This window comes from Pseudomonas sp. CFBP13508 (genome assembly GCF_005233515.1).
Taxonomy (GTDB): domain Bacteria; phylum Pseudomonadota; class Gammaproteobacteria; order Pseudomonadales; family Pseudomonadaceae; genus Aquipseudomonas; species Aquipseudomonas mercuritolerans.
Genome location: NZ_QFZZ01000003.1, coordinates 528,138 through 546,862, shown reverse-complemented (window position 1 = coordinate 546,862; position 18,725 = coordinate 528,138). Strand labels below are relative to the sequence as shown.

The following is an 18,725-nucleotide window of genomic DNA, read 5'->3' as shown; positions in this document are numbered from 1 at the left end:
GCATTCGTGATGGATCGTAGAACCACTACCACCAAGCAGGTACCCCGTGTCCTTTAACCACTACTACCAAAGCGAACTCACCGCACTGCGCCAGCTCGGTCGCCGTTTCGCCGAGCGTAGTCCGGCGCTGGCGCCGTATCTGGGGCAGGCCGGGCGGGATCCGGATGTGGAGCGGTTGCTCGAAGGCTTTGCATTCCTCACCGGGCGCCTGCGGCAGAAGCTCGATGACGAACTGCCGGAGCTCAGCCATTCGCTGATGCAGCTGCTGTGGCCGAACTACATGCGCCCGCTGCCGGCGTTCAGCATTCTGCAGTTTGATCCGCTCAAGCGTTCCGGGCCGGCACTGCTGGTCGAGCGCGATACGCCGATCGAGAGCAAGCCGATCGAAGACGTGCGCTGCCGCTTCCGTACGTGCTACCCGACCGAGGTGTTGCCGCTGGATCTGGCCGCGCTGAATTACTCGGTAAAGGGCGATGGCTCGCTGCTCAGCCTGCGCCTGGAAATGAGCGCTGACGGCCATCTCGGTGAGCTGGAGCTGAGTAAATTGCGCCTGCACTTTGCCGGTGAGCGCTACATCAGCCAGATGCTCTACCTGAGCCTGCTGCGCAACCTCGACGGCATCGAACTGATCCCGCTCGACGGCGCCGGCAAGCCGATCGATGGCGTCAGCGGCAAGCCGATGGCGTTCAAGATTCCCGGCGACCGGGTGAAACCGGTGGGTTTTGCCGAAGAAGAAGCGTTGATCCCGTATCCGCTGAATACCTTCCGTGGCTATCGCTACCTGCAGGAATACTTCGCCTTTCAGGACAAGTTCCTGTTCGTCGACGTCAACGGTCTGGACATTCTCAAGGCCTTGCCGGAAGACACCCTCAAGCAGATGCGCGGCCTCGAATTGCGTTTCGACATTCGCAAGAGCGGCATCATGCGCATGCGCCCGACCCTCGATAACGTGAAGCTGTTCTGCACGCCGATCGTCAATCTGTTCGAGCACGACGCGCTGCCGATCCGTCTCGATGGCAAGCAGGACGAGTACCTGTTGCTGCCGGCGGAATACGACCTGGAAAACTGCGGTGTGTTCTCGGTGGAAACCGTCACCGGCTGGAAGCCCGGCGGTCTCGGTTATCAGGAATACGTGCCGTTCGAGTCCTTCGAGCACGACCCGAGTTTCGACGTGCCCAACAGCCGTCCGCATTACAGCATTCGCCAGCGTTCGTCCTTGCTGCATGACGGCCTCGACACTTACCTGAGCTTCGGCATCCGCCACACCGAAGCCCACGAAACCCTGTCGATCGAGCTGATGTGCACCAACCAGAACCTGCCGAAAAAGCTCAAGCTCGGCGACATCTGCATGGCCAGCGAGCAGACCCCGGAATTCCTCAGTTTCCGCAACATCACCCCGGCCACTCCGAGTTTCGCGCCGCCGCTGAACCGTGACTTCCTGTGGAAGCTGATCAGCAACATGTCGCTTAACTATCTGTCGCTGGCCGACGTCAATGCGTTGAAGGTGATTCTGGAAACCTACGACCTGCCACGCTACTACGACCAGCACGCGGAAAAGGTCAGCAAACGCCTGCTCGGCGGCCTCAAGCACATCAAGCATCACCACGTCGACCGACTGCATCGCGGTCTGCCGGTGCGCGGTTTGCGCACCGAACTGACCATCGACCCGGAAGGCTATATCGGCGAAGGCGACCTGTTCGTCTTCGCTTCGGTTCTCAACGAGTTTTTCGCGCTTTACGCCAGTCTCAATTCATTCCATGAGCTGCGGGTAAAAAGCACACAGGGAGAGGTGTACCAATGGACACCACGTATGGGCCTGCAGCCCCTGCTTTAAGCGGGCTGACCAAGGTAATACGCGAGTACTCGCTGTTTCAGGCCGTGCTGCTGGTGATCGACCGGCTGCGCGAGGCACACCCGCATCTGAGCGAAGACGATCTGTACGATCAGGTCGAGTTCCAGGCCAACCCGAGCCTGGGCTTTCCGCGCAGCGACGTCGATCGCGTGGAGTTTTTCGAAGAGCACGGCAAGATGCGCGCGCGCATGCGCTTCAACCTGATCGGCCTGGTCGGCTCCGGCTCGCCGCTGCCGGCGTTCTATGGCGAACAAGCCCTGGGCGACAGCGAGGACGGCAATCCGACGCGCAATTTCCTCGACCTGTTCCACCATCGCCTGCAACGGCTGATGCTGCCGATCTGGCGCAAGTATCGCTACCGCGCGAGCTTCCAGAGCGGCGCGATCGACCCGTTCTCGGCGCAACTCTTTGCCCTGATCGGCCTGGGCGGGGACGAGATCCGCAAGGCCAAGGAACTCAACTGGAAACGCTTGCTGCCGTACCTCGGCCTGCTCAGTTTGCGGGCGCACTCGGCGGCGCTGATCGAAGCCGTGCTGCGTTACTACTTCAAGCACGAAGACCTGGTCATCGAGCAGTGCATCGAGCGCCGCGTGGAAATCCTCAACGAGCAGCGCAATCGTTTGGGCCGCGCCAACAGCGTACTTGGCGAAGACCTGGTACTGGGCGAGCACGTGCGCGATCGCAGCGGCAAATTCCGCATTCACATCACCGAACTCGACTGGCAGCGATTCCATGAATTCCTGCCGATCGGTTTCGGCTACCAGCCGCTCTGCGCGCTGGTGCGGTTCACCCTGCGTGACCCGCTCGATTACGACATTCGCCTGGTCCTGCGCCAGGAAGAAATCCGCGAACTGCGCATCGGTGAGCAGAACGCCTGTCGCCTCGGTTGGACCAGTTGGCTGGGCCGCGAAAAAGCGGACGGCGTGGTGACCCTGGGCAGCAAAATTCATTAAGGACGTGAGCCATGATCAACGTAGACCTGCAACAACTCATCCAGGCGCTGGACGCCGAAACCCGTCGTGATCTGGAGCGTTCGGCCGAGCGTTGCGTCGCCCGTGGCGGCAGCAAGATTCTTGTCGAAGATTTGCTGCTGGGCTTGCTCGAGCGTCCGAACGGCTTGCTGTCGCGCGCGTTGCAGGATGCTGACGTCGACGCCGGTGAACTGACCGCTGCACTGCAATCGCGGGTCGAACACAGCGCCTCGCGCAACCCGGTATTCGCTCCGGAACTGGTGCAATGGCTGCAAGACGCGCTGCTGGTGGCCAACCTCGAGCTGGGCCAGACCCAGGTCGAAGACGCCGCGCTGATCCTGGCGTTGCTGCGCAACCCGATGCGTTATGCCGGCAGCCGCTATCAACCGCTGCTCGCCAAACTGAATATTGATCGCCTGAAGGAATTTGCCCTGTCGCAACAGGAGCAACCGGCGGCCAACGGCAAACCGGCCGCACAGGGCGAATCGCTGTTGCAGCGCTTCACCCACAACCTGACCCAGCAGGCCCGCGACGGCAAACTCGACCCAGTGCTGTGCCGCGATGGCGCGATCCGGCAGATGGTCGACATCCTCGCCCGTCGCCGCAAGAACAACCCGATCGTCGTCGGTGAGGCCGGTGTCGGTAAAACCGCGATCGTTGAAGGTCTGGCCTCGCGCATCGCTGCCGGTGAAGTGCCGCAAGTGCTCAAAGGCGTTGAACTGCTGTCGCTGGACATGGGCCTGTTGCAGGCCGGCGCCAGCGTCAAAGGTGAATTCGAGCGTCGTTTGAAAGGCGTGATCGACGAGGTCAAAGCGTCGCCGAAACCGATCATTCTGTTCATCGACGAAGCCCACACGCTGATCGGCGCGGGCGGTAATGCCGGCGGTTCCGACGCGGCCAACCTGCTGAAACCGGCGCTGGCCCGTGGCGAACTGCGCACCATCGCCGCGACCACCTGGGCCGAGTACAAGAAATACTTCGAGAAAGACCCGGCGCTGGCCCGTCGTTTCCAGCCTGTGCAATTGCACGAACCGACTGTCAGCGAAGCAGTGACCATTCTGCGTGGTCTGGCTCAGGTCTACGAGAAGAGCCACGGCATCTATCTGCGCGATGACGCGGTGGTGTCCGCTGCTGAATTGTCCGCGCGTTACCTGGCCGGTCGGCAACTGCCGGACAAAGCTGTCGACGTCCTCGACACTGCGTGCGCTCGCGTGCGCATCAGCCTCGCTGCGGCCCCGGAAAGCCTCGAGCGCCTGCGTGGCGAACTGGCTGAAGGTGGCCGTCAGCGTCAGGCCCTGCGCCGCGATGCCGAGGCCGGTCTGCTGATCGACCACGAAGCGCTGGAAGCACTGGAAGCGCGTCTGGACGAAGCCGAAAGCGAGATGGTTGCGCTCGAGACCTTGTGGACTGAGCAAAAAGCACTGGCCGAGCGTCTGCTGGAACTGCGTCAGCAACTGGCCAAGGCCCGCGAGGCTGCAGCTGTCGAGCCGACCGTCAGCGTGGAAGAAGACGCCGAAGGCACCGTGATTGAAACCGTGGTCGCCGAAGTTGAAGAAGGCCAGAGCGTCGAAGCGCTGGAAGCTCAGCTCAACGAAACCCACAGCGCCCTGACCGCCGCCCAAGTCAAAGAGCGTCTGGTCAGCTTCGAAGTCTGCCCGCGTCTGGTCGCCGAAGTGATCAGCGCCTGGACCGGTGTGCCGCTGGCGCAACTGGCCCGCGAGCACAACGCCAAGGTCGCCAGTTTCGCCACCGATCTGCGCACACGCATCCGTGGTCAGGAACAAGCCGTGCACGCGCTGGATCGCTCGATGCGCGCCACCGCTGCCGGTCTGAACAAGCCTGATGCACCGGTCGGTGTGTTCCTGCTGGTCGGCCCGAGCGGCGTCGGCAAGACCGAAACCGCGCTGGCCCTGGCTGACCTGCTGTACGGCGGCGACCGCTTCATCACCACCATCAACATGTCCGAGTTCCAGGAAAAGCACACCGTCTCGCGTCTGATCGGTGCGCCACCGGGCTATGTCGGTTACGGCGAGGGCGGCATGCTCACTGAAGCCGTGCGTCAGAAGCCGTATTCGGTGGTGTTGCTCGATGAAGTCGAGAAGGCTGACCCGGACGTGCTCAACCTGTTCTACCAAATCTTCGACAAAGGCGTGGCCAACGACGGCGAAGGTCGCGAGATCGACTTCCGCAATACGTTGATCCTGATGACCTCGAACCTTGGCAGCGACAAGATCAGCGAACTCTGCGAAGACGGCGCGCGGCCGACCGCCGAAGTGCTCGAAGAAACCATTCGCCCGGTACTCAGCAAACACTTCAAGCCGGCGCTGCTGGCGCGGATGAAAGTGGTGCCGTACTACCCGGTGGGCGGCCCGGTGCTGCGCGAGCTGATCGAGATCAAACTCGGCCGTCTCGGCGAGCGCCTGAACCGTCGTCAGCTGGACTTCAGCTGGTGCCAGAACCTCGTCGATCACCTGTCCGAGCGTTGCACGCAAAGCGAAAGCGGTGCGCGCCTGATCGATCATCTGCTCGATCAACACGTGCTGCCGTTGGTGGCTGATCGTCTGCTCGATGCGATGGCGACCGGCGAAAGCCTCAAGCGTGTGCATGCCACGCTCGACGGCAACTCCAGCGTGACCTGCGAGTTCGTCTGAGGTGGGCGTGATGTTCACTCAAGTGCCGCAGCCACTGGTCTATGCCGAAGCGTTGCTGGCGCAGTTCGCCAGTCTGTCGCGGGCGGCGGACAGTGCTGCGCTGCTGGGTGAATTCGTCCGTGGTCTGGCCGAGCTGAGCGGCTGCGAACTGACGCAGCTGTACCTGCTCGACGCCACCCACACCTGCCTGGGGATGAATGCCGAGTGCCTCGACGGCGCGCTGCAACCGCGTCAGGCGGCGAGCCTGCCGGCGGATTACAACGGTGAACAACTGCTGCAATTCGCCCTGTGCCAGAACCGCGTGGTGTGTCTCGACGACCTGACCGGCAGCCTGCACGAAACCAGTTTTCTGCCAGCGGCGAGCACGCCGTGGCAGTCGCTGTTGTGCGTGCCGCTGGTCAATCAGCACAAGTCGGTTGAGGGCTTGCTGCTGTGTGCCAGTCGTCGTCGCACCGACTTGCAAGGTTTCGCCGACTCCCTCGGCCAGCTCGGCTCGTTCGTGCTCGGCCAACTGCATCTGCTGCAACGCCTGCGTCAGCCAGCCGCCGAATCGGCCACCGCCACTCGCAGCGTGCCGAGCATCAGCGGCTACGGCCTGATCGGCAAAAGCGCGGCGATGCGCCAGACCTACTCGCTGATCAGCAAGATCCTCCACAGCCCGTACACCGTGCTGTTGCGTGGCGAGACCGGCACCGGCAAGGAAGTAGTGGCGCGGGCGATTCACGATTGCGGCCCGCGTCGTTCCCAGGCCTTCATCGTGCAGAACTGCGCGGCGTTCCCGGAAAACCTGCTGGAAAGCGAACTGTTCGGCTATCGCAAGGGCGCCTTCACCGGCGCCGATCGAGATCGCGCAGGGCTGTTCGACGCGGCCAATGGCGGCACGCTGCTGCTCGATGAAATCGGCGACATGCCGTTGTCGCTGCAAGCGAAGATTCTGCGCGTGTTGCAGGAAGGCGAGATCCGTCCGCTGGGTTCCAACGACACGCACAAGATCGACGTGCGCATCATCGCCGCGACGCACCGTGATCTGGCGGCGTTGGTCAGCGAAGGCAAGTTCCGCGAGGACTTGTACTACCGCCTCGCGCAGTTCCCGATCGAGCTGCCGGCCCTGCGTCAGCGCGAAGGCGACATCCTCGATCTGGCCCGGCATTTCGCCGAGAAGACCTGCACGTTTTTGCAGCGTGATCCGGTGCGCTGGTCGGATTCGGCGCTGGAGCATCTGTGCGGCTACAACTTCCCCGGCAACGTTCGCGAACTCAAGGCACTGGTCGAGCGCGCGGTGTTGCTCTGCGAGGGCGGCGAGTTGCTCGCCGAGCATTTTTCCCTGCGCCTGGAAGCGATGCCGGAAGACAACAGCGGCCTGAATCTGCGCGAACGGCTGGAACAGGTCGAGCGCACTTTGCTCCTCGATTGCCTGCGCAAGAACGACGGCAACCAGACCCTCGCCGCCCGCGAACTGGGCCTGCCACGGCGCACGCTGCTGTACCGCCTCGGGCGCCTGAATATCAATTTGGGTGACTTTGATGGTTGAGCTACAGCACTTCTTCGAACCCAACACATACCCTGTGGCGAGGGGATTTATCCCCGTCCGGCTGCACAGCAGTCGCAGTCCGGTCCATACGGTTTCACTGAGAGACCGCGCTGGCAGGTGTTGGGGGCGCTGCGCACTCCAACGGGGACAAGTCCCCTCGCCACAGGAGGTCGCCGTACCTCCAGGCTATGGCTCAAGGCGCCGATCTAGAGCCTTCGAGCCCACCTCAAAAACTTATTTCAGCGCCGCCCGCAAGGGTCGGCGCTTTGTGCTTTGTCTACACCTGGAGACCCTCTGATGTCTGTTCGTCACTGGCACGCTGTCCTGCTGACCCTCGTCGTTCTATGCGGCCTTGGCGGCTGTAGCGGCAATTACAAATTCAACGACAACGACTATCGCCCGTTGGGTGATCCGCAAGCGGTCAATCGCGGCAAGTGACCGCAAGGAGCATCAAACATGGAATTGGTTTTCGAAATGCTGAACACCAAGCAGTTCGTGCCCACCGAGCTGTGCCAGCGGACCTTCAAACAGGCCGGCGGCGTGATCGGGCGCGGCGAGGACTGCGACTGGATCATCCCTGACCGCAAGCGGCACCTGTCCAATCATCACGCGATTGTCAGCTACCGCGAGGGCTCGTTCTTCCTTACCGACACCAGCAGCAACGGTGTCCAGGACGGCAGCAGTGGCGCACGCCTGCACAAGGGCGAGCCGGTGCGCATCGAGCACGGCAGCACCTACATTCTCGGCGACTTCGAGATCCGTGCGCGGCTGGTCCGTGACCCGGCGACCTTCGACGGCGAAGTCGGCCGTCCGCGCGCCGCTGGCAGCATCATTCCGGACGACGCGTTTCTTGACCTCGACCCGCTCAACGCCCTCGAACAGCAAGAGCGCGTGTACTCGGAAATCGACGAACTGCTGTCGCCCACCGCCAAGCCGGAAGATTCTCGTCAGCGTGCCGACTACGCGCGCATCGACATGGAAAGCCTGATGGTCCCGGAGCTGATTGCCGCCCCGGTCGAACCTGAGCCGGCGCCTGCACCGAAAGCCGTCGAGCGTCAGAGCGAAGGTTTCTGGGAGCACTTCGGCGCGGCGCTCGGCGTCGACGTCAAAGGCCTCAGCCACGACGAACGCGAAGCGTTGGCGCTCAACACTGCGCGCCTGCTGCGCCAGAGCATCGGCGGTTTGCAGCAAAGCCTGCGTACCCGCTCCGAGCTGAAAAACGAATTGCGTCTGGCCCAGACCACCGTGCAAGGCACCAACAAGAACCCGCTGAAATTCGCCGTCGATCCGAGCGAAGCACTGCAGATTCTGTTGCAGCCAAGCAAGCCTGGCCATCTGCCCGCCGAGCAAGCGATCTCCCGCGCATTCCGCGACCTGCAGGCGCATCAAGTGGCACTGCTGACCGCCAGTCGCGCTGCTGTGCGTGGCACGCTGGAGCACTTCTCGCCGGAGCAGCTGACCCTGCGTTTCGAGCGTGACAGCAAGCCATTGATCGCCACGTCGGGCGGGCGCTGGAGAGCATTCGGCCGCTACCACCAGGCACTGCGTCAGGACGATGACTGGAGCGAGCGTCTGCTGGCCCGCGACTTTGCTCAGGCTTACGAAGAACAGATTCGTCTGATCTCCACCCTCCACACCGACCACCAAGGATGATGCGCATGTCTCGCCGCTCGACCGCTTTTTTCAAGACGCTGACTGCGCTCACCGTGCTGGTGCTGCTCGCCGGTTGCTCGTCGCTGTCGCCATACTCGAAAGTGACCAAGATCAACCTCAAGCTGACCGGCAGCGATCAGCTCAACCCGGACCTCAATGGTCGGCCGTCGCCGATCGTCGTGCGTCTGTTCGAACTCAAGCACCCGGTGACCTTCGAGAACGCTGATTTCTTCAGCCTCTACGAACGCGCCAAGGAATCCCTCAACCCGGATCTGGTGGCCAGCGAAGAACTCGAACTGCGCCCGGGTGAAACCGTGGAACTGAAACTCAGCGTGGAGGAGGGCAGCCGTTACGTGGGCATCCTTGCTGCCTATCGCGACCTGCCGGATACGCAGTGGCGGCACACCGTGCAGATCACTCCGCTGGAACTCACCGAGGCTGATCTGACACTCGATCAGGCCGGTATCCGCAATACCCAACAAGTGCTCGCCAAGGCGGATGACTGATCATGAACACCCATAAAGTCATTTGGCAGGAAGGCATGTTGCTGCGGCCGCAGCACTTCCAGCACAACGATCGTTACTACGATCACCAGATGAAAACCCGCACGCAATTGCTCGGTGGCTACACCTGGGGTTTTCTCAATCTGGAAATCGACTTGCAGTTCCTCAACATGGGCAAACTGGTGATCAGTGAAGCCTCGGGGATTCTGCCGGACGGCAGCCTGTTCGAGCTCGGTGGCAACACCGAGCCGCTGGCGCTGGACGTGCCGCCGAACACCGGCAACACGCCGATCTATCTGGCGCTGCCGCTGGTCACCGGCAACCACATCGAGGCCCGGCGCCCGGAGCAATCCGACGTGCTCGCACGCTACACCGCGTATGACGCGGAAGTTGCCGACTCCAACGCCGGCGATGATTCCGCCAGTCAGGTCAGCTGCGGTCGCCCGGACTTCAAACTGTTGCTCGGCGAGCAGCAGAGCGATCAGGCCTACGTGAAGCTGAAAATCTGCGACGTGCTCGACACCACGCCCGACGGCGTGATCAGCCTCGACCCGGATTTCGTCCCGACCTACATTCAGGCCCACGCCTCCAGCTACCTGCTGTCGTGCCTGAAAGAAGTCATCAGCATGCTCAGCCACCGTGGCGACACCATCGCCGAGCGGATTCGCTCCAACGGCAAGGTCGGCGGCGCTGAAGTCGGCGACTTCATGATGCTGCAACTGATCAACCGTACCGAACTGCTGCTGCGCCATTACCTCGGTCTGGAACAAGTGCACCCGGAAGAGTTGTACCGCACGCTGCTGACCATGCTCGGCGATCTGGCGACCTTCTCCGGCGAGAGCAAACGCCCGCGTCTGGACAGCCGCTATTCCCACGCCGATCAGGGCGCAAGCTTCCGCAAACTGATGGAAGCGATCCGTCAGGTGCTGTCGATGGTGCTCGAACAGCACGCCATCGAACTGATCCTGCAGGCGCGTCAGTACGGCATCATCGTCTCGCCGTTGCACGATCACAAACTGCTCGGCTCGGCCTCGTTCGTGCTGGCAGCCAGTGCCAACTGCGACTCCGAAGAACTGCGTCAGCGTTTGCCGCAGCACCTCAAGGTCGGCCCGGTGGAGCGCATCCGCCAACTGGTCAACCTGCACTTGCCGGGGATCAAGGTCAAACCGTTGCCGGTGGCCCCACGGCAAATCGCGTTCCACTCGAACAAAACCTATTTCATCCTCGAACTCAGTTCCGAAGACCTGGCACAACTCGAGCGCTCCGGCGGTTTCGCGTTCCACGTGTCCGGCGAATTCGCCGAGCTTGAACTGAAATTCTGGGCCATCAGGAACTGACCGACATGATCAAGGAAACGGATTACAACCAGGACGACAAAACCGTCCTGCTCGACCGTCAGGGCCACGGACCGGCATCGAGTCCGCTGACCGACTTCGCCGCGCCGCCGCGTTTCGAGCAACTGGAAGAACGCATGATCTACGCCGCGCGCCTGCGTCCGGCAGAGGCCTTCAACATCAGCCTCAATTCGTTGGTCGCGGCCTCGTCCGACCTGCTCTCGGAAGTGGTGCGTCTCAAGCACAGCGAGACCCGCGAAGACCTGTACGCGCTAAATGAGCGGCTGACCGCCGGGCTGAAATTGTTTGAAGTGCGCGCCCTGCACAACGGCGCCGAAAGCAGCCAGGTGATGGCCGCGCGTTACGTGCTCTGCACCGTGGTCGACGAAGCCGTCGTGACCACGCCGTGGGGCAACGAAAGCGAGTGGTCGCAGATGAGCCTGCTGAGCAGCTTCCACAACGAAACCTTCGGCGGCGAGAAGTTTTTCCAGCTGCTCGATCGGCTGTCGAAAAACCCGGTCAAGCACCTGCCGATGCTCGAACTGATGTACCTGTGCCTGTCCCTTGGTTTCGAGGGCAAGTACCGCGTACAGGCACGCGGCATGCTTGAGCTTGAAGGCATCCGCGACGCCTTGTACCGGCAGATCCGTCAGTTGCGTGGCGACGTGCCGCGCGAGTTGTCGCCGCACTGGGAAGGTCTCAACGATCAGCGCCGCAACCTGGTGCGCATCGTGCCGGCGTGGATGGTGGTGCTCTTTACTCTGGTCTGCCTGGTGGTGATGTATTCGGGCTTCGCCTGGGTCCTGAGCGAACAACGCGACACCGTTCTGCATCCTTATCAGCCGCTTGATCCAGCCGCGGTGCAACCGCAGGCGCAGCCGTAAAACAGGGACGTGTGATGAAAAAGTTTTTCAAGAAAGTCGGCGCCTTCTTGCGCCAGACCTGGGTCTGGACTCTGCTGCTGGTGCTGTTCGTGGCGCTGCTGGTGTGGTTCGTCGGCCCGTTGTTGGCGGTCGATGATTACAAGTTCTGGGAAAGCGCGACCTCGCGCCTGCTGACCATCAGCGTGCTGTTCCTGATCTGGGGCCTGACCATGGTCTTCGTCAGCTGGCGCGCGGGTATCCGCAAGAAAGCCGAGGAGGAAAGCGAGGACGGTCAGGACCGCATTCGCCGCGAAGAGCTGATCGACGAAGAACAGAAAGAGTTGAAGGCGCGTTTCAAGGACGCGCTGAAAACCCTGAAGACCTCGAGCCTGTATCGCGGTCGCAGCGAGCGCTGGCGCAGTGACTTGCCGTGGTACCTGCTGATCGGTCCGCAGGCCTCGGGCAAAACCAGCCTGCTGGATTTTTCCGGTCTGGAATTTCCGATCAACAAGATCGACCGCAAGCTGACCCGCGACACCCTCGGCACCCGTCATTGCGACTGGTATTTCGCCGATCACGGTGTCCTGATCGACACCGCCGGGCGCTACACCACTCAACCGGACGCCGAAGTCGACGGCAACGCCTGGACCACCCTGCTGGAACTGCTGCGCAAGCGTCGTCGCGGCCGTCCGTTGAACGGCGTGCTGGTGACCATTCCGGTGGAAACCCTCACCGGCGGCAACGAGCAGGACATCGAGACCCTCGCGCGCCAGGTGCGCAGCCGTTTGCAGGACGTGCATCAGAAACTCCACGTCGATGTGCCGGTGTATCTGGTCCTGAGCAAGGCTGACAAGCTGCTCGGCTTCGACGAGTTCTTCGATCAACTGACCCGCGAAGAAAGTGATCAGGTGCTCGGCACCAGTTTCCGCAAGGATCAGGTCGGCACCGACGTCACGGTCCTGCGCAACGAGTTCGAAGAGCTGCTGCGCCGCCTGAACAGCCAAGTGATCATGCGCATGCACTCCGAGCGCGACACTCAGCGCCGTGGCCGCATCCTCGACTTCCCGCATCAGTTGGGGCAGATCGGCGAGCGTCTATGCCTGTTCGTCGACATGGCGTTCACCGGCAACCGTTATCAGCGCGCCACGCAACTGCGCGGTTTCTACCTGACCAGCGCGCCACACCTGACCCAGGAAATGGATTCGACCACCGCCGGCATCGGCGCCAGCCTGGGCATGAACGCCGGCGTGCTGCCAACTCTGCGCAGCGGCCGTTCGCGGTTCATCCACCACTTGCTCAGCCAAGTGATTTTCCCCGAGGCCGATCTGGCCGGTCTGGACAAGCGCGAGCGCAGCCGCATTCATTGGGGCCAGCGTGCGCTGTACGTCGGCGCTCTGGCGGCACTGGCACTGTTCGGCATGCTCTGGGCCGGTGGTTTCTCGGCCAACTACGAGCGTCTGGAAAACCTGCGCACGCTGGCGCAGAACTGGACCCAGCAACGCTCGGCCGTGACGCCGCGCGATGACGCCATGGGCGTGCTGAAAGTCCTCGACACCAGCTACGCCGCGACCCAGGTGTTCCCGAGCAAGGGCGACGTGTCGTACCACGAGCGTGGCGGCCTGTATCAGGGCGAAGAGATCAACCCGGTGGTGAAAACCGCCTACGAGCGTGAGCTGGAAGCGCAGTTGCTGCCACGGGTGGCGACCATGCTCGAAGGGCAGATCCGCGCCAACATGAAGGATCGCGATCGCCTGCTCAACAGCCTGCGTGCGTACCTGATGCTGAACATGAAGGATCGTCGCGACGCGGCGTGGCTCAAGGACTGGGTCGCCACTGACTGGTCGCAGCGCTACACCGGCAACACCGCGGTGCAGAACGGTCTGAACACGCACCTCGAGCGCTTGCTCAAGCAGCCGTTCATTTATCCGCTGAACGATCAACTGGTCACGCAGGCGCGTCAGGTCCTGCGCAGCGAATCGTTGGCCAACGTGGTTTACCGCATGCTCCGCGAGCAGGCGCGCAACCTGCCGGACTATCGCTTCAGCCAACACCTCGGCCCGCAAGGCTCGTTGTTCATCGGCACTGAATATGTGATCCCGGGTTTCTACACCCAGCAGGGTTATCAGCAGTATTTCTCGGTGCAGGGCGCGGCGCTGGTCACCGATATCCTGCGTGACAACTGGGTGCTGGGCGAAGGCGCAGGCATCAGCGACATGGACTTGCGTCGCCTGATGGTCGAACTCGAGCAGCTGTACTTCCGCGACTACGCCAACTACTGGAGCGAAGCCGTTGGCCAGGTCGCATTGCCGCCAATCAGCGACGCTGGCGAAGGCGCCGAGCAACTGGCGGGCCTGACTTCGGCCAACTCGCCGGTCCTCGCATTGCTCACCGAAGTGCGTGAAAACACTCGCTTCGAAGCCGCGGCTGATCCGGTCGATGAAGCCGGCGAAGCCGCCGATGCGCTGGCCGGACAGAAAGGCAAACTGGGCAAGGTCGGCAAACTCGCTGCGGCTGCCGCCGACAAGGCTTCGGCGCTGAACGTGGCGAAGAATCTGCCGGACACCGCGAAGAAATCCCTGCAACGCCGCTTCGAACCGCTGCATCGTCTGCTCGATGACAACAACGGCCCGGGCGCTGACCTGACGCCAGCGTTCAGCGCGCTCAACGACCTGCAACTGCAACTGGCCGGTCTGGCCCGTTCCAGCACGCCGGAGCAAGCCGCGTTCGAGATGGCCAAGACGCGCATGAGCGGCCAGCGTGATGCGCTGACCAACCTGCGCAATGCCTCCGGTCGTCTGCCGCGTCCGCTGAGCGTGTGGTTCAACGTGCTGGCCGAAGACTCGTGGCGTCTGGTGCTCAACGATGCCTATCAATACCTGAACGGCCGTTATCAGAACGAGCTGTACAGCGTGTACGGCAAAACCATCAGCAAGCGCTATCCGTTCAGCGCCAGCAGCACCAGCGACGTGGCGATCAGCGACTTCCGCGAGTTCTTCCGTGCTCAAGGTACCGTCGACCGCTTCTTCGACAGCTACATGCGTCCGTTCGTCAGCGGCGATCCGGGCAACTACCGCATGCGCAGCGTCGACGGCCACAGCCTGCCGGTATCGAAGGTCTACCTCGATCAGATGGCCGCGGCGCAGACCATTCGCCAGAGCTTCTTCTCGATCAACCCGGCCGAGCCGACCGTGCAGTTCAAGCTCGAGCCGTACACCCTCGATCCGGCGGTCAGCCGCTCCGAATTCAAGTTCGGCGACAAGACCATGGAATACCGTCACGGCCCGATCCTGCCAATGACCTTCAAGTGGCCGACCGATGCTGAAGACGGTCGCACCAGTCTGGTCATGGACAAAATGGCCGGGCGTCCTATCGGGATCGAGAAAAACTCCGGCCCATGGTCGCTGTTCCGTCTGTTCGACCTGATGCAGACCGAGTACCTGAACGGTCGCGACGTGCTGGTGCTGAAGGCGGACGTAGGCGGTCTGCGCGCCAACTACCTGCTGACCAGCCAGCGCACGCCGAACCCGTTCGATATGGGCGTCCTGCGTACCTTCCGTATGCCGGTGCAGCTCTGATGCTGGTGGCCAGTCCCTGGCGCAGCGCGGCGCGTACCGACCCGGGCAAGGTGCGGGCGCGCAACGAAGATGCCTTCCTCGACTCGCCGCAGCACGGGCTGTGGGTGGTCGCGGACGGCATGGGCGGTCATCAGGGTGGCGACATCGCCAGCCAGTTGATCGTCGCCAGCCTGGCTGAGTTGCCGCAACACGAGGACTTCGACGAACGCCTCAAAGCCATCCGCCAGTGCCTGCACTGGCTGAACCGGCGTTTGGGGCAGGAGTTGACCGTCACCGCCGGGCGTCACGACAGCATCATGGGCAGCACCGTCGTCGCGCTGCTGGTGGAAGGCAATCGCGCGGCCTGCATCTGGGCCGGCGACAGTCGTTGCTACATGTGGCGCGGGCAGCGGTTGTATCAGCTGTCCAAGGACCATTCGCTGCAACAGCAATTGATCGACGAACAGCAAATGAGCGTCGAACAAGCGGCAGCACACCCGGCGGCTCAAGCCTTGACCCGAGCCGTCGGCGCCGCCGAACAACTGACCCTGGATGTGCTGGAACTCGAGGTCTATCCGGGCGATGTGTTCTTGCTCTGCAGCGATGGTTTGTATCAGGGCCTGAGCAGCGATGCCCTCGGCAACGCCCTCAGCCTCAGCGCGCCGCATGTCGCGCTGGAACGTTTGTTCGACGGCGCTCTGCGGGGCGCCGCGCGGGACAACCTGACTGCCGTGGTGATCCGCCAATGAGTGAACTCGAATCGCCCATCGATGACCTGCTGATCAGCGAAGAGCAGGCCAGCAACCTGACCTACTTCGCCTTCGCCAAGGGCAACAAGGCCGAACCGTTGCTGGCGCCGACCAAGGCCAGCATCGGTGCGCTGCCGGATGTACTCGCCGGTCGCTACCACCTCGAGCGTCTGCTCGGGGCCGGTGGCATGGGCGCCGTTTACCGGGCGCGGGATCTGCTGCACGAACAGTTCGGCGATCCCGATCCTTACATTGCGCTGAAAATCCTCAGCGAAGAATTTGCCGAATCGCCGGACGCCAGTGCCTTGCTCTACAGCGAGTTCGCCCTGACCCGACGCCTGCGCCACGACAACGTCGTGCGTGCACACACCTTTGAAGTCGACACCGACTGCCAGCGGGCCTTCATCACCATGGAATACATGCGTGGCCTGACCCTGGACAAATTGCTCTGCGAGCGGCCCCTCGGCCTGCCGTGGCAAGAATTGCGTGACATCGTCCTGCCGCTGCTCGACACGCTGGCCTACGCCCACCGTCGCGGCGTGCTGCACGGTGATCTGAAACCGAGCAACGTCATGCTCAGCGAAGACGGCCTGCGCCTGTTCGACTTCGGTCTGGGGCAGGCAGAGGAGGGCATCTTGCCCGGCCTGCCGCACCTGAGCCGCGAGCGCTTCAATGCCTGGACCCCGGGCTACGCCGCCCCCGAACTGCTTGAGGGCCAACCGTTGTCGGCCAGCGCGGACGTGTACGGCGTGGCCTGTGTGATCTATGAACTGGCGGGCGGCAAACACCCGTTTCGCCGCTTGCCCTCGACCCAGGCCCGCGACGAGCACCTGGAGCGCGAGCTGCGCGCCCCAGCGAACCTACCCCAGCACGGCTGGCAAGCGCTGCGAACCGCGCTGAGCTTCAACCCGGCAGAACGCACCATCACTGCCCAACAATTGCGTGACGCCTTGGGCGCCACTTCGTCCTGGCTGCAACGTCTGCGACTTCGGGCGTAACGGATGACATTCGAACAGGGAGCACACGATGTTCAACTCAGCTAACGAAACCCACTTCAGCCTCAAGGTCGAAGACTACGTCGGCGACCTGCAAGTGCTGTCGTTCACCGGCACCGAAGGCATCAGCCAGGCGTATCGCTTCGACCTCGAACTGGTCAGCGAAAACCCCGATCTGGACCTCGAACAACTGCTGCACAAGCAGGCGTTTCTGGCATTCGATCCACAGGGCTCGGGCATTCACGGGCAGATCTACCGCGTCGCCCAGGGCGATGCCGGCAAGCGCCTGACCCGCTACAAAGTCTCGATCGTGCCGCAACTGCAATACCTGCATCACCGCACCAACCAGCGCATCTACCAGCAGATGTCGGCGCCGAAAATCATTGCGCTGATCCTCGAAGAGCACGGCATCAAGAGCAACGCCTACAGCTTCCAGCTCAGCCAGCCGTGCCCGGATCGCGACTACTGCGCGCAGTACGACGAAACCGACCTGCATTTCGTCCAGCGTCTGTGCGAAGAAGAAGGCATTCACTACCACTTCCAGCACAGCGAAAAGGCCCATCTGCTGGTGTTCGGCGACGACCAGACCGTGTTCCAGAACCTTGGGCAGCCCACCGCTTATGTGCAGGGTAGCGGCATGGTCGCCGACGAGCCGGTGATCAAAGCCTTCAAACTGCGTCTGGAAACCCGCACCACGCGCACCACGCGCCGCGACTACGATTTCGAAAAACCGCGCCTGCGAATGGAAGCCGCATACAAACCGGACGGCGACAGCACTGAGCCGGATCTCGAAGATTACGACTACCCCGGCCGCTTCATCGACCGCGCGCGCGGCAAGTTCCTCAGCCAGCGCGCCCTCGAACGCCATCGCGCCGACTACCGCCAGGCCGAAGGTCGCGGCGACCAGACCAAACTGGTCAGCGGCCACTTCATGGAAATGTCCGACCACCCGCGCAGCGAGTGGAACGACCTCTGGCTGCTCACCGAAATCTTCCACGAAGGCAAACAACCGCAAGTCCTCGAAGAAGGCGTGACCAGCGACACCACCGACAACAAGGACGACTTCCACCAGGGCTACCGCAACACCTTCCTCGCCACCCCGTGGGACGTGTTCTACCGCCCGGCCCTCGAACACCCGAAACCACGCGTGCTCGGCAGCCAGACCGCCATGGTCACCGGCCCCAAAGGCGAAGAAATCCACTGCGACCAATACGGCCGCATCAAAGTCCAGTTCCACTGGGACCGCGAAGGCCTGGCCGACGACAAAACCAGCTGCTGGCTACGCGTATCCAGCTCCTGGGCCGGCGACCGCTACGGCGCCATCAGCATCCCGCGCATCGGCATGGAAGTCCTCGTCACCTTCCTCGAAGGCGACCCCGACCAACCGCTGGTGACCGGCTGCCTGTACCACAAGGAAAACCCGGTGCCGTACGCACTGCCGGCGAACAAGACGCGCAGTGTGTTCAAAACCCTCAGCTCACCGGGGGGTGGTGGGTACAACGAACTGCGCATTGAAGACAAGAAAGGTGCGGAGCAGATCTACATTCATGCCCAGCGCGATTGGGATGAAAACGTTGAGCACGATCAGAAGATTCGGGTCGGGAATGAACGTCACGACACCGTGGTGAAGAACACCTACACCGAGCTGAAGGCCGAAGAACACCGCACCACGATTTCCGACCGCAAGATTGAAGCGAAGCTGGATGATCACCTGACGATTGGGCAGAACCAGCATGTGAAGTTGGGGACTGCGCAACTGACCAGCGTGGGGAAAGAGATACACCTCAAGGCTGGGGACAAGATTGTTATCGAGGCGGGGACGGAGCTGACCGTATTGGGTGGCGGGAGCTTTATCAAGCTTGATGGCGGTGGGGTTACGGTGGTTGGGCCGGTGATCAAGATCAATGCGGGTGGCTCGGCTGGGTCGGGGACTGGCATCGGGATTAAACCGCCGGTGCTGCCGGGGGCGGCGGATAAGGATAAGGCGGGGAGTTTGATGGATCAGGCGTTGGGGAATGCGGTGCCTGAGAAGGTTAAGCCGACAGTTGATTACCCTTTCTCGCTTTGAG

13 protein-coding genes are annotated in these 18,725 nt (G+C 62.4%); all 13 read left to right on the top strand.

All coding sequences use genetic code 11. From position 1 onward, the window contains the following. The first annotated feature begins 46 nt into the window (after positions 1 to 46). The 13 genes from tssF (at position 47) to PspCFBP13508_RS10855 (ending at position 18,724) form a co-directional block, all read left to right on the top strand. A complete protein-coding gene (gene tssF, locus PspCFBP13508_RS10920; protein WP_024014825.1) occupies positions 47 to 1,834 on the top strand; it encodes a type VI secretion system baseplate subunit TssF in 1,788 nt (595 codons plus the stop codon). Then, positions 1,798 to 2,805: a type VI secretion system baseplate subunit TssG gene (tssG, locus tag PspCFBP13508_RS10915; RefSeq protein ID WP_137214428.1), complete on the top strand. Its 1,008-nt coding sequence runs from the start codon at positions 1,798 to 1,800 to the stop codon at positions 2,803 to 2,805. The genes tssF and tssG overlap by 37 nt, the downstream gene beginning before the upstream one ends. A gap of 11 nt (positions 2,806 to 2,816) precedes the next feature. After that, positions 2,817 to 5,474, top strand: coding sequence for a type VI secretion system ATPase TssH (gene tssH / locus PspCFBP13508_RS10910; protein WP_137214427.1), 2,658 nt, complete (start codon positions 2,817 to 2,819; stop codon positions 5,472 to 5,474). Positions 5,475 to 5,484: 10 nt separating this feature from the next. Continuing rightward, a complete protein-coding gene (locus tag PspCFBP13508_RS10905) occupies positions 5,485 to 7,005 on the top strand; it encodes a sigma 54-interacting transcriptional regulator (RefSeq protein WP_122612770.1) in 1,521 nt (506 codons plus the stop codon). A 297-nt stretch (positions 7,006 to 7,302) separates the two neighbouring features. Next, positions 7,303 to 7,443: a hypothetical protein gene (locus tag PspCFBP13508_RS10895; protein WP_003229566.1), complete on the top strand. Its 141-nt coding sequence runs from the start codon at positions 7,303 to 7,305 to the stop codon at positions 7,441 to 7,443. 18 nt (positions 7,444 to 7,461) lie between these two features. Next, positions 7,462 to 8,658 carry a type VI secretion system-associated FHA domain protein TagH gene (gene tagH / locus PspCFBP13508_RS10890; RefSeq protein WP_137214425.1) on the top strand — a complete coding sequence of 399 codons (1,197 nt, stop codon included), beginning with the start codon at positions 7,462 to 7,464 and terminating at the stop codon, positions 8,656 to 8,658. Between the two features lie 5 nt (positions 8,659 to 8,663). Next, complete coding sequence (gene tssJ, locus PspCFBP13508_RS10885; RefSeq protein ID WP_016772509.1) at positions 8,664 to 9,164, top strand: type VI secretion system lipoprotein TssJ; 501 nt, start codon at positions 8,664 to 8,666, stop codon at positions 9,162 to 9,164. Between the two features lie 2 nt (positions 9,165 to 9,166). Next, positions 9,167 to 10,498, top strand: coding sequence for a type VI secretion system baseplate subunit TssK (gene tssK, locus PspCFBP13508_RS10880; RefSeq protein ID WP_016772510.1), 1,332 nt, complete (start codon positions 9,167 to 9,169; stop codon positions 10,496 to 10,498). A 5-nt stretch (positions 10,499 to 10,503) separates the two neighbouring features. Then, entirely contained in the window at positions 10,504 to 11,379 is an 876-nt protein-coding gene (gene icmH, locus PspCFBP13508_RS10875) for a type IVB secretion system protein IcmH/DotU (protein WP_016772511.1), read from the top strand. Positions 11,380 to 11,393: 14 nt separating this feature from the next. After that, positions 11,394 to 14,933: a type VI secretion system membrane subunit TssM gene (tssM, locus tag PspCFBP13508_RS10870; RefSeq protein WP_137214424.1), complete on the top strand. Its 3,540-nt coding sequence runs from the start codon at positions 11,394 to 11,396 to the stop codon at positions 14,931 to 14,933. Continuing rightward, a complete protein-coding gene (locus PspCFBP13508_RS10865; RefSeq protein WP_137214423.1) occupies positions 14,933 to 15,661 on the top strand; it encodes a PP2C family serine/threonine-protein phosphatase in 729 nt (242 codons plus the stop codon). The genes tssM and PspCFBP13508_RS10865 overlap by 1 nt, the downstream gene beginning before the upstream one ends. Then, positions 15,658 to 16,659: a serine/threonine-protein kinase gene (locus PspCFBP13508_RS10860; RefSeq protein ID WP_137214422.1), complete on the top strand. Its 1,002-nt coding sequence runs from the start codon at positions 15,658 to 15,660 to the stop codon at positions 16,657 to 16,659. Before PspCFBP13508_RS10865 ends, PspCFBP13508_RS10860 begins: the two co-directional genes overlap by 4 nt. 28 nt (positions 16,660 to 16,687) lie before the next feature. Beyond that, entirely contained in the window at positions 16,688 to 18,724 is a 2,037-nt protein-coding gene (locus PspCFBP13508_RS10855; RefSeq protein WP_137214421.1) for a type VI secretion system tip protein VgrG, read from the top strand. The last annotated feature ends 1 nt before the right edge of the window (position 18,725 follow it).

Coding starts and splice junctions, on each gene's coding strand:
- tagH (WP_137214425.1), top strand. CDS start 7,462: ATGGAATTGGTTTTCGAAATGCTGAACACCAAGCAGTTCGTGCCCACC.
- tssM (WP_137214424.1), top strand. CDS start 11,394: ATGAAAAAGTTTTTCAAGAAAGTCGGCGCCTTCTTGCGCCAGACCTGG.
- icmH (WP_016772511.1), top strand. CDS start 10,504: ATGATCAAGGAAACGGATTACAACCAGGACGACAAAACCGTCCTGCTC.
- tssH (WP_137214427.1), top strand. CDS start 2,817: ATGATCAACGTAGACCTGCAACAACTCATCCAGGCGCTGGACGCCGAA.
- PspCFBP13508_RS10860 (WP_137214422.1), top strand. CDS start 15,658: ATGAGTGAACTCGAATCGCCCATCGATGACCTGCTGATCAGCGAAGAG.
- PspCFBP13508_RS10905 (WP_122612770.1), top strand. CDS start 5,485: ATGTTCACTCAAGTGCCGCAGCCACTGGTCTATGCCGAAGCGTTGCTG.
- tssG (WP_137214428.1), top strand. CDS start 1,798: ATGGACACCACGTATGGGCCTGCAGCCCCTGCTTTAAGCGGGCTGACC.
- tssK (WP_016772510.1), top strand. CDS start 9,167: ATGAACACCCATAAAGTCATTTGGCAGGAAGGCATGTTGCTGCGGCCG.
- tssJ (WP_016772509.1), top strand. CDS start 8,664: ATGTCTCGCCGCTCGACCGCTTTTTTCAAGACGCTGACTGCGCTCACC.
- PspCFBP13508_RS10865 (WP_137214423.1), top strand. CDS start 14,933: ATGCTGGTGGCCAGTCCCTGGCGCAGCGCGGCGCGTACCGACCCGGGC.
- PspCFBP13508_RS10855 (WP_137214421.1), top strand. CDS start 16,688: ATGTTCAACTCAGCTAACGAAACCCACTTCAGCCTCAAGGTCGAAGAC.
- PspCFBP13508_RS10895 (WP_003229566.1), top strand. CDS start 7,303: ATGTCTGTTCGTCACTGGCACGCTGTCCTGCTGACCCTCGTCGTTCTA.